Source organism: Ensifer sp. ZNC0028 (assembly GCF_000799055.1).
Classification (GTDB): domain Bacteria; phylum Pseudomonadota; class Alphaproteobacteria; order Rhizobiales; family Rhizobiaceae; genus Ensifer.
The window spans coordinates 48,222-58,950 of the sequence record NZ_JTLA01000147.1 but is presented as its reverse complement, the minus strand read 5'-3'; the positions used below and the strand labels follow the sequence as shown (position 1 = coordinate 58,950).

The 10,729-nt window shown below is 63.3% G+C and carries 10 protein-coding genes; 4 read left to right on the top strand and 6 right to left on the bottom strand.

Translation table 11 applies throughout. From position 1 onward, the window contains the following. The 3 genes from L981_RS30000 to L981_RS29990 form a co-directional block, all read left to right on the top strand. Positions 1-1,313: serine hydrolase (locus tag L981_RS30000; protein WP_043625325.1), on the top strand; the 1,313-nt coding region annotated here is incomplete at its 5' end. 7 nt (positions 1,314-1,320) lie between these two features. After that, complete coding sequence (locus tag L981_RS29995; RefSeq protein ID WP_043625322.1) at positions 1,321-2,415, top strand: pyridoxal phosphate-dependent aminotransferase family protein; 1,095 nt, start codon at positions 1,321-1,323, stop codon at positions 2,413-2,415. A gap of 365 nt (positions 2,416-2,780) precedes the next feature. Continuing rightward, positions 2,781-3,581, top strand: a complete 801-nt coding sequence (locus tag L981_RS29990; RefSeq protein ID WP_043625319.1) for a M55 family metallopeptidase — start codon at positions 2,781-2,783, stop codon at positions 3,579-3,581. 751 nt (positions 3,582-4,332) lie between these two features. On the opposite strand, the gene L981_RS29985 is transcribed toward L981_RS29990, so the two are convergent. Further along, on the bottom strand, positions 4,333-4,686 hold the full coding sequence (locus L981_RS29985) for a hypothetical protein (protein ID WP_052202102.1): 354 nt from the start codon (positions 4,684-4,686) through the stop codon (positions 4,333-4,335). A 323-nt stretch (positions 4,687-5,009) separates the two neighbouring features. On the opposite strand from L981_RS29985, the gene L981_RS29980 reads away from it, so the two are divergent. After that, the gene (locus L981_RS29980) at positions 5,010-6,215 is read left to right on the top strand and encodes an MFS transporter (protein ID WP_082006208.1); all 1,206 of its coding nucleotides are present in this window, start codon (positions 5,010-5,012) and stop codon (positions 6,213-6,215) included. Positions 6,216-6,835: 620 nt separating this feature from the next. Here the strand turns inward: L981_RS29980 and L981_RS29975 are convergent. The 5 genes from L981_RS29975 to L981_RS29955 are packed head-to-tail and all read right to left on the bottom strand — an operon-like array spanning position 6,836 to position 10,703. Next, positions 6,836-7,771 carry a carbohydrate kinase family protein gene (locus tag L981_RS29975; RefSeq protein ID WP_043625316.1) on the bottom strand — a complete coding sequence of 312 codons (936 nt, stop codon included), beginning with the start codon at positions 7,769-7,771 and terminating at the stop codon, positions 6,836-6,838. After that, positions 7,768-8,277: an ureidoglycolate lyase gene (locus L981_RS29970; RefSeq protein WP_043625313.1), complete on the bottom strand. Its 510-nt coding sequence runs from the start codon at positions 8,275-8,277 to the stop codon at positions 7,768-7,770. Before L981_RS29970 ends, L981_RS29975 begins: the two co-directional genes overlap by 4 nt. Then, entirely contained in the window at positions 8,274-9,014 is a 741-nt protein-coding gene (locus tag L981_RS29965; protein WP_043625311.1) for a BtpA/SgcQ family protein, read from the bottom strand. Before L981_RS29965 ends, L981_RS29970 begins: the two co-directional genes overlap by 4 nt. A gap of 26 nt (positions 9,015-9,040) precedes the next feature. After that, a complete protein-coding gene (locus L981_RS29960) occupies positions 9,041-9,823 on the bottom strand; it encodes a GntR family transcriptional regulator (RefSeq protein WP_052202101.1) in 783 nt (260 codons plus the stop codon). A 19-nt stretch (positions 9,824-9,842) separates the two neighbouring features. Beyond that, on the bottom strand, positions 9,843-10,703 hold the full coding sequence (locus tag L981_RS29955) for an ABC transporter substrate-binding protein (RefSeq protein WP_052202100.1): 861 nt from the start codon (positions 10,701-10,703) through the stop codon (positions 9,843-9,845). Positions 10,704-10,729: the final 26 nt, after the last annotated feature.

Here is a 10,729-nt window from a genome sequence, read left to right as displayed (position 1 = left end):
ATACGGCGGGTATCGTGCGCGAGCCGAAGAGCGGCCATTATCTCGACGCCACCCGCCCGCCGCTCGAAGACACGGTCAACGAGCTGGCAACCTCCGTCCTGAAACAGGATCCGAGCCTTGGCGTGATGCACTATTCCAACGCCGGCATCGCCGTCGTCGGCCGTGTGATAGAGGTCGTTACAGGCCAGAGCTATTCCGACTATGTTGCCGCCAACATCCTGAAGCCGCTTCACATGGACGGCTCGTCCTGCGGCATGGCGCCGGGCATCCGCGAGCGGCTGGCACCTGCCGACATGTGGACGCTCGATGGCGATACGCCGGCGCCGGTCTTCAGCCTCGGCGGGTCGCCGGCCGGCAACATCTTCTCAACCACCGGCGACATGGCGCGCTACGCCCAATGCCTGCTGCGCGGAGGCTTCGATGCCGAGGGCAATTCCATCATCTCGCCGGCGTCGCTGCGCGAAATGTGGACGCCGTTCGGCAAGCGCCCGGGCGGCGACAGGACGCTCGCCGGTTATGGCCTGTGCTTCGGCGCCGGCGAAGTTGATGGCTGGACTTCCGTCGGCCACGGCGGCGCGGTTTACGGCTACGCTTCGCAGATGATGCTGCTGCCGTCAGCCGGCGTCGGCGTGCTGATCTTCGCGACCCTCGATTTCGCCAACCAGATCGCCTCGCGGCTCGGTGTCGAAGGTGTGCGCATTGTCCTTGCCGAACGCAAGATGGGCAAGATGCCGGAGCGGACACAGCGTCCGCCGGAAATTACGGAGGCGCAGTTCGAGACGCTTCCGGGCTACTACCGGGACGATGCGACGCAAGAGATTGTCGAGGTCAAGTCCAAGGGCGGCAAGATCTACTTGATGGGCGAGGGCGTACCGCACCGGATCCGTCCGGTGGCCGGCAACGATTTCGTCATCGACGGTCGTATCTACGGGCGCGGTGCGGACTATGCCCACATGAACCTCTCCTTCCCGGCAGCTGGCAAGCTCGTCTGGCGGGATACAAGCTGGACACGCATAGAGACGCCTGAGGACGAGACTGTGCCCGATGCCATCGCGCCGCATCTCGGCGAATATGGGCCGGACTTCAACATCACCTACCTGACCTACAGCCATGGCGGCCTGAAGTGCCTGATCGAGTACTTCTGCACCCACACATGCGAGCTGGTCGCAGAGGGGCGCTTCCGCATGCACGGGCGGCTTTACGAAGACGAGATCCTCGAACTCGACGCCGTCGACGACAACGGCAAGCGCGGCATCCGCGTCGGGCCGATGTTCCTGGAGCGACGCAGCCCGTCTCAAGCCGAAGCTGCGTGACCCAATCATGACCGCTCCAATCAAGATGGAGTCACCTCTTGGCGCCCGCATGTTCATCGGCGGGCGCGAGGTCGACTATTATTGCGGCACGTCGTACTTCTGCCTGCATGGCCACTCCGAGGTGATCGAGGCGGCCTGCGAAGCGACGAGGCGCTACGGCATGGGGCCGGGGACACTCGCCCATATGCAGGTCTATGCCGATTTGCAGGAGCGGCTGCGCGACTGGTTCGGCACGGAGGAGGTCGTCTACATGATCTCCGGCTACACCAGCCCCATGGTGTTGCTGCAGGGGCTGCGCGATGAATTCGATGTCATCCTCATGGATTCGGCAACGCATTACAGTACCCGTGACGCGATCCCGACGCTCGGCAAGCGGGTTCATGAGTTTCGACATGCCGATCCGGAGGATCTTGCTGCGCAACTGTCGCTGCATGTGAAGGCGGGCGAGCGGCCGGCGGTGCTGACCGACGGCGTCTTTCCGTCGTCCGGGCGGTTGGCGCCACTTGGGGATTACCGGCAGGCCATGGCCCCTTATGATGGGGCGCTGCTCTGCATCGACGATTCCCACGGCGTCGGCGTCCTTGGTGAGACCGGCCGCGGATCGCTGCAGCACGCGGGGCTCGAAGGCGAGGGCAACTATCTCGCCGGCACGATGAGCAAGGCGTTCGGCGCGCTCGGCGGCATCGTTCCCGGCAGTGCGGATCTAGCCGCCAAGATCGCGGGCAATGCCATGATCATGCGTGGGGCCTCGCCGGCGCCACCGGGTCTTGCAGCCGCTGCCGCGGCATCGTTGCGCGTTCTGCAGACGACACCGCAAAAGCGCGCCAATCTCGTTCGCAACGTCAAGCATGTGCGCAGCGGGTTGCGGAGCCTCGGGTTCGACGTTGCCGACACGCCGGTACCGATCGTCACCATCAAGGGCGTCACCGACCTCGAACAGCTGCGCGATCGTCTTGCGGAGCGCGATATCATCGTCAGGGTGCAGCAGCCTGGTGGCTATTCCGACGCGTCCGATGTCGCGACCATGCGGCTTGCGGTGTTTTCCGAGCACACGACCGCTCAGATCGATCGGCTCCTGCAGTCGATGGGCGAGCTTCTCTAGACCTGCGCGTGGCGATGCCGCCGACGTTGGCGTCGGCGGCATCGCGCTACCGATCGTGCATGCCCGTCTGTTCCTGAGAGGGTATCCATAACGAATTGAAATTTCAGGGGTTAGGCGATTTTTGCATGGAGCTTTGCGCAAATTGAATTGGCCTGTGGTGGGGAGCTTGACCAATGTTCCGTCCCAACGACATGCAAATCGCCGGTCACCAGTCACGCGTGCCTCGCCGATAACAAGTCTGCCCAAGTGGCCGCTGAAGCCCTGCGGTGCCGGGCGCCGAGCGCGGGTGTCGGCCTTCGTGATGCCTGCCTGAAACGACCGCATCTATCCCGCTCTTCCCGATTGACCGATAGAGGAACCTACCCATGAAAGTCTTCATTTCCGCTGACATCGAAGGCACCGCAGGCATTGCGCAATGGGACGAAGCCGAGCGCACCCATGCCGACTGGACCGAATTTCGCGCCCTGATGACCGCCGAGGTGGTCGCCGCCTGCGAGGGCGCGCGTGCCGCCGGTGCGACCGAAGTGGTGGTGAAAGACGCCCATGACAGCGGACGTAACCTCATTCTCGATCGCCTGCCGGACTACGTCCGCATCGTGCGCGGCTGGTCCGGCCATCCGGATGCGATGATGTTCGGCCTCGATGCCGGCTTCGCGGCCGCGATCTATACGGGCTATCACTCCAAAGCCGGCAGCGAGGCAAATCCGCTCGCCCATACCTCCACCATGCGCATCTCGCGCCTGCTCCTGAACGGCGAGGTCGCCTCGGAATTCACCGTCAACGCGCTCTGTGCCGCCGGTTACGGCGTACCGTCGGTCTTCCTGGCCGGCGATGCCGGTATTTGCTCCGACGCCCGGGCGATGGTGCCGGGGCTGAAGTCGGTGGAAACACTGGAGGGTAGAGGTCGGTCAACGACGTCGATCTCGCCTGCTTGGTCGCGCCGGCTTATCCGTGAAGGCGTAGCAGAAGCGCTGTCCGGCGATTTTTCTCAGGTGCTGCCGTCCAGGGCCGAGCGCTACGAAGTGGTGATCGAGTTCAACAATCCGACAGATGCCTATCGTGCCGGTTGGTATCCCGGAGCCTATGCACACGGTCCTCGCGCCGTCGCTTTCAAGCATGCGGATTTTGCCGAGATCTTGCGCGCGCTGGTTTTCCTGAAAGCTTGATCAGGTCGCGTTCCAGCTGCAGCTTTTCCGTGCGCCAGAGGCCTTTGACCCTCCGCTCCTGCCATAGAGCTTGCAACTGAGAAGCGCTGATCCGCGCGATGTCGCCCAACGTGCGGCGATCTGGAGCGCAACGTCGGCGCGGCCAAATTGGCTGCGACGACAACGCTCGACACGCTATGTTCCTGCTAGAGCGGCATAGGTATCGACAGCAATGATCGCCGACGTGAAAATCTCGCGTCAATCGGGCGCATTTTTCGTATGGCCGACGCAAGCGCTCGCAATAACGTACGAATTTTCTGACTATTGTTGGACTAAATGTCTCCGGCCTGTCACAAGCCCTTGAGGACGCGATCGCCGTTATCTTTAGAACGGGGTCGGGCGACCGATTGACGTCACGTTGCTGCCGCGAGATCACGCTGGCCGTCCTACAATTTACTCCCGCCCGAAATCGGTCGACACCGAGGTGGGAGTTTGCGCCGCGCTTCCCACGGCGCCTCAGGAGGTGGACTGCCCGTCGCCGGATCGCGTTCGAAGCTCACCCTTGGTCATTAACCAGTGAAACGCATTGCGCAGGAATGCTTGCTCGTCGTCTGTGATCGGCGGACCGTGGGCTATGATCACCTCTTTCGTAGGCCACGCCAGAATATGTCGGAGAGCTCACGCGCGGCGCCGGCTGCTTCCCACATCGACCGCTTGTCGCCGCCGAGCGGCCTCGCTCGGCGGGCGTTCAAATCGGTGGCCGTGCCGTCGTCTAATGATGCGTGGGCTGCAGACAGTCATGAGCGTCATCAAGCAGCTTCTGCAGGGCTTGCCAGTCCCGCAGATCGCGCGCGTTGATCCGCTCGTCGATCGCAGCGAGCAACCAGCCGATGGAGGCGGCCTCGTTTGCCTCGCTTGCAGCCCGATACCACGCAAGGCAGGTTCGGATACCCGGGCGCGCATCATCGCCCGTCAGGGCGAGATGGGCTGAAAGCATAAGACCGGATCGATAGGTGTTCCTGATCCGAAGGCGTGTTTGATCGTCACTTTCGGCAATCACCGAAAGGCTTGAGAGGAGTGTTTGCGTCAGCTCGGTGGTTTCGTCGCGCTCCATGTTGCCGCCCATTGGTGTTCCGTTCGCGCGAATCACGCCCGAAACACATCGCAGATGTGGTGAGCGCGAAACTTGTGGCATTCATGGTGCCGAATATTTTCTCTGCGCATCCCCGCGTGGAGGTCGATGCCCTATAGCTTGGCGACTGGCCAGTGGCCCGCCTGGGCGTCGACCTGCAGTCATGGCACCGAAGAGGCTTTCCGCTTTCCCAATGGCGTGTTAGTCGTGCCGTTAAGGGATAACCGAAGCTTTGCCTCGAAACCCGACACGTCTTTCCGTGTCGGGCCGGCTATTCGCCACCCAACATGGGTCGTCATGTTTGGAGGGTGAAACGCATGAATCCCGTCGTCATCTTGCTGGCTTTCGCAACCTTTGTAACGGGGACGGCGGAGAACATCATTGTCGGGATTCTTCCCGAAGTAGCGGGCGGCCTTGGCGTGTCGTTGGCGCTTGCGGGTCAACTGACCGCCGTCTTTTCCATAGTCTTTGCGGTCACGGCGCCTCTTGCGCTCGCCCTCACGAAACGGATTGATCGCAGACGCTTGTTCCTTGCAGCGCTCGGCCTCTTCATCCTGAGCACCTTTGCCGCGGCCGCGAGCCCGAATTTCGCGATCATGCTTCTTGCTCGTATCGCGATGGCTGCAGCCAGTGCGACCGTGTGCCTGCTGGCAACGATGCTTGCGACGGAACTCGTCGATGAGAGCATGCAGGGGCGGGCGATCGGGATTATGTTCATGGGGATCAGCGGCTCGTTGGTGCTCGGTGTTCCGGCAGGCATCTTGATAGCGGACGTTGCCGGTTGGCGAGGCGTCTTTCTTGCGCTCGCCGCGCTTGCTTTCACCGTGTGGCTGGTGAGCTGGCGCTGCATTCCCGCCTCCGGCCTGCGCGGGGTCGCGCTGCCTGGATATCTCAAGCATTTGAGATCGGCCCCTCTCGTCGCCGGGCAGTTGGTCTCCATCTTGATGATTGGCGGGCACTTCGTTCTCTTTGCCTTTCTCGCGCCCTATCTCGTCGAGGTTGCCGGCATCGCGGACGGGAATGTCGCTCTTGGCTTCGCCGCCTTGGGAATAGCAGGCGTAAGCGGTGGATATTTCGGGGGGTGGCTTGCAGACAGGTTGTCACCGCGCGCAGCCCTCCTGTTGACGCCGTCGGCCTATCTCGCGGCGCTTGCAGGGCTCCCGTTGCTCAAAGGCAGCCCCGGGCCGTTGTTCGCCGTCATGATGGTTTGGGCCTGCATCAGCTGGATGATTTCGCCCGTCGTGCAGCGCTTTCTGATCTCGACCGGACCGGAAACAGCCGAAGCCGGCATCAGCCTGAATTTTTCGGCAATGCATGTCGGCGTCGGACTGGGAACGATCGTCGGCGGTTTCCTTGTCCGCTACGACATCGCCGCATTGCCGGTTGGCGCAGCAGTGATCGCGGCACTCGCGCTGATGACGGCCGCCGTGGCATTCAGAGCGGCCGGCGCCGTACACACCCGCAAGTCTTCCGGGACAAGTGACGAGCATCGAACGCTTGCAAAAGCCAACCGCGTTGCGTGATGTCGTTGAGCCGGTCAGCAAGCTCTATTCGTCCATATCAACGGATGTCCATTTGTGGCGCAACCGCGACGGGCGTTGTCCGGATGGCGCAGAGTACCACCTCTTGCTTGGTCATGCCGTTGGCTTGCGAACCGTTCGATGCGATCGGCCAGGTGCCGCGGGACTTATCCAGCGCTTGCCTTGGTGGCTTCGCGCGTGCGGGCATTGCACAAGTCGTATCCAAGCGCGTGCAGGGGGGCGCTGCAGCGATGAGCGCGGCGCTGGAGTTTGCCGGCAAATCATCGGGTAGGTCCGCGAGCGGCCCTGGGGAGCCTTTGGTCGTCGTGCGTATCACGCTTTTTGGGCCGCGGAGTTCGACGTCACAACCGGGTCTTTCGTGAACTTTGAGGGGCCGGGGGCTGTTCCCTCCGCCTCTTCACGCACCTGCCCCGCCCGGCTTCCTTCACTTCATTGACGTTTCGCTCCGTGCGGCCGGTCCCTCGCGCAGGCGCTTTCACCTCAATCCCCGTTGGTCAGCGCGAGCTTGCGAAGCAGGAGGCAAGGCCTCCCGTTTCGCGAGATCAAGGCAAAGCGTACGGGCGGCGATTTCAGGGCTGAGGCACGGTCGCAGTCTCGGCCTATCAGGGCCCGCGCCTTTGCGCACGCCATGCAAGGATATCCGGCGCGCTCGCCTTGCCGCCGCGCGGGCCGTGGATCGTAACGGAGCGCGACGCGGCGGCGATGGAAAAATCCAGCGCCTCTGCAAAGGATTGCCCCTCGCTCAAACACCAGGTCAATGCTCCGCCGAACGTATCTCCGGCACCCGTCACGTCGACGACGTCGACCGGGTAGCCTTTTGCCTCAAGGCGCGTCTTGCCGTCGTGTGCCTCCGCACCGTCGGCGGCCAGGGTGCGCACGACCCAGCCGATCTCGTGATCCCGTATCCAGCCGGCAATGCGGGATATGTCGTCATGGCCGAAGGCGGCGCGGAAGCCGACCTGGTTGAAGATGACGACGGCAGCGCCTTTGAGATAGGGCAGGTCTTCGGATGCGCAGCCGCCGACATCGAGATCGAAGATCGCGCGGCGGTCGTGGCGCCTGAGATCGGCTACGAGATCGGCCTGCTTCAGCACGCCCCCGTCGGTCTCTGCATGGAGCCGACGCACCCGGTAGAGCGTCGTGTAGAGGAAGCCTGGTTGGCGCAGCGCGGCAAGCGTTGCCGGCGGGAGCCACATAGGTTGCTCGCCCATCTCGACTGTCAAAACGACATGCTCGCCGTCGACGAGGAAGATGAGATTGCGCGATTCCGCAACGGCGCGATCGGTCAGCATATGATCGGCAGCGACGCCGTTCTGTTCGAGGTCGTCGATCAGGCGGCACGACAGCGGACTGTCATTGAGCAGCGAAATGAACTGGGTATCGCCCCCGAGCGCCGCGTGCACGACGGCCGCGTTGGCAATCGAACCGCCGATTTCGGCCGGCAATTCGCGGACCATGCCCTTGTCTGCGCGGCCGGGCCAACGATCGGCCGTGTAGTATTCGTCGAGCGCGACATCGCCGATGAAAAAGGCTGTCATGCGGTTTGTCCCTGCATGACCTCGATCTGGCGCGGTCCTCCCTCGACCGGCACCCATGGACTTTCGCCGAGGCCGCAGACCGCCATCCAATAATAGGGCGTCGGGCCGGATGCACCCCGGCAGGCGTCATGCCAGACACCCCGATGCATCACCACTGCCCGCCCCGGCGTGATGATGAAGGCCTCGATATCGGCGGCAACGGGAGCATCGGCCGTCGATGCAGGGGCCACCGCAAGGACGACCGGTTCGCCGGCGCAGAAAATCGCCTCCTCGGTCAGCAGATGCCGCTCCATCGCGGCGCACGACCATGGCGCTCCCGGCGCACGCGTGATGCCGAGGCGGGGCGAGCCTTCTACCAGCGGGATACGGGTGAACCCATCATGCCATCCATCGCCCGTCGTCCAGATCACCTGCGCGTCGAGATCGTCGACGAGGTCATAGACCTTGCCGAAGCGGGCGAAATTCTCAGGCGTCACCGGGCGCGCCGCAACGGTGTGCGTGCTCATGCTGCGCTCCGTGCGGTGCGCACGACGCGCATCAGCCGCGCCACATGGCCGGCCTCGACCAGGCCGGTATCCTTATGGTCGTGCTTGAACCAGCTTCCGACAACGGCGCCGTCGGCGTGCGCGAGCTGCTCGACCGCATTGGCTTCCGTGAGGCCGGCGCCGATGAGGAGCGGCACGGTGCCGCCGGTTGCCGCGCGGAAGCGCGCCACCTTTTCCATGTCCGTCGGCTGGCCTGTGGCATCCGACGTCACCACGAGGCCGTCACAGCGGGCTGCCCCCAGGCGGACGTCGTCTTCTTCGGACCGTCCCGAAAGAACCGGCTGGTACTTGAACCGCACGCCGCCGAGAAGCAAGGCCGGTACGCCGGCCCGCCGGGCGGCAAGGTCGGCTGCAAACGAGACGTCGCTTTCCGGTGGCAGGTGGCCGGCAACGGAATCCACCTGAATGAAGGAGACGGGAAAGCGTGCGGCAAGCGCAAACGCCCGCGCATCGTCGCGCAGCACGTTGACGCCGATCCGCGCGCCGAGGTTAAGGGTGCACAACCGTTCGAGGACGCGCTCGACATCGTCGGCATCGCCAAAATAGTTCTCGACCACCAGCCCGTCGACCCCTTCGCCGGCCATGATGCGGGCCTCTTCTTCGGCCTGGGCGCATTTTGCGGCGGGTCCATCGCCGGTCAGATGCAGCATGCCGAGGATGGGTTTCGGGGTTGTGAAAGTCTCGCCAAAACGGCTCATGTCAGTTCTCCTGGGTCGCACCGCCTTCATGCGGGCGCGGTATCGCGCCCCCAGCGCGTTGCGAATTTCATCTGGACGGCCGGCGAGTAGACGATCGACGTGCGTTCAACCAATTGGTCGTCGGCATCGAGCACGTCTCCGCTGGCGCAAAGATAGCCCGGCACTGAAGGCGCCGGGGCAAAGACCTCCCGAAGACGATCGGACGGCGGCACGACGGTGAGCAGCAGTTCCGAGCGAAGGGGATGGCGATCGTAATCGCGGCGCAGCACCTCGTAGAGGGATTGCGCGCCGAAGTCGTAGGCATCGATGCCGGGGTAGAGGGAAAGGTCGAGGTGCGACGTGTCGACGTTCAACCAGCTGATCGTCTCGCCGTTCGCAAGGCCCCGGGCGCGCACCAGGAGGAGTTCGCCGTTTTCCACCTTGTGCTCCAGCACCCGGGTCACCGGTCGCTGGCCCTGGCGTCGGGCCAGTTCGGTAAAACTGCCGAAGTTCCAGATGTTGTGGCTGATCGGCCGGTGCGAGACGATGGTGCCCCGGCCGCGCACCTGCTGAACCAATCCTTCCGACACCAGCAGCGCCATCGCGTTGCGCACGGTGGTCCTGGCAATGCCGAACTGGTCGCGCAACTGGTTCTCCGAGGGGATGGCTTCCCCTTCGGAGAAGTCACCGCTCAGAATGGCGGCACGCAAGGCCCGGTATAGTTGCCGGTAGAGCTGCTCGCTCGAAAAGGAATCGAGCCGAAAGCGCGACAGCCGGTCATCCGGGCTTTCGCTCGTTGCGTTGGCGTCTGGCGTGGAAGGATGGGTCAAGGCAGGCTCCGGCAAGGGGTTACTTTGTCGCTCCGTTTATCTTGAACTCCTCGACGCCAGCCTCTTTCAAGCCGTGGCGGTCGAGGATCTGTGCATAAGTACCGTCTGCCTTCAGCGCATCGAGCGTTGCATGCACCGCATCGCGCAAATCGCCGTTCGCCTTGGCGAAGGCGATGCCGTAGTGGTTGATTTCTCCGACATCGCCGATCTGGTAGAACTTGCCCGGCTCCTGCTTGATGAGGTCGAGAAGCCCCTCGAGCCCGATGACCGAGGCCTGGGCACGGCCCTGGCGGATCTGCATGATGTGCTCGGCCTGGGTCGGGATCTGGATGACGGTGATCAGCTTGTCGGCCGGGCAGATCGACTTTCCAAGCTCTTCCGCCCAGGTGACCCAGCTCGTGCCGGTGGCCACGGCCACCGTCTTTCCGCAAAGGTCGGCCTCGGTCTTGATCTCGCTCTGATGATCGAGCGTCGTGTAGAAGACGTTGCCGGTCTTGAAATAGTCAATGAAGTCGAGCTGGCCCTGGCGCTCCACCTTGTCCGAGAAGGCGGTGATGATCATGTCCGAGCGGCCGGTGACGACCTGCGGAATGAGCTGCGGAAACTCGACATTCTGGAATTCCGCCGTCAGGCCGAGGCGTTCGGCGATCGCCTTGGCAAGGTCGATGTCGAAACCCTTGAGTTCGGTCGAACCGGCGTCGCTGTATTCCATCGGTGGATAGGCGAGGCTGATGGTGAAGTTCAGCTTGCCGGCCGAGCGAACCGCTTCCGGCAGGGCGGCTGCTAGCTTTTCGTCGGCGGCATGGGCGGCCACGCCGGATGCGAGGCTGATGAATGTGGCTGAGGCGAGCCCGAGGACCGTCGGCAGCAGTTGTTTCATTTCCGTTCTCCCTTTTTTGAACTTTG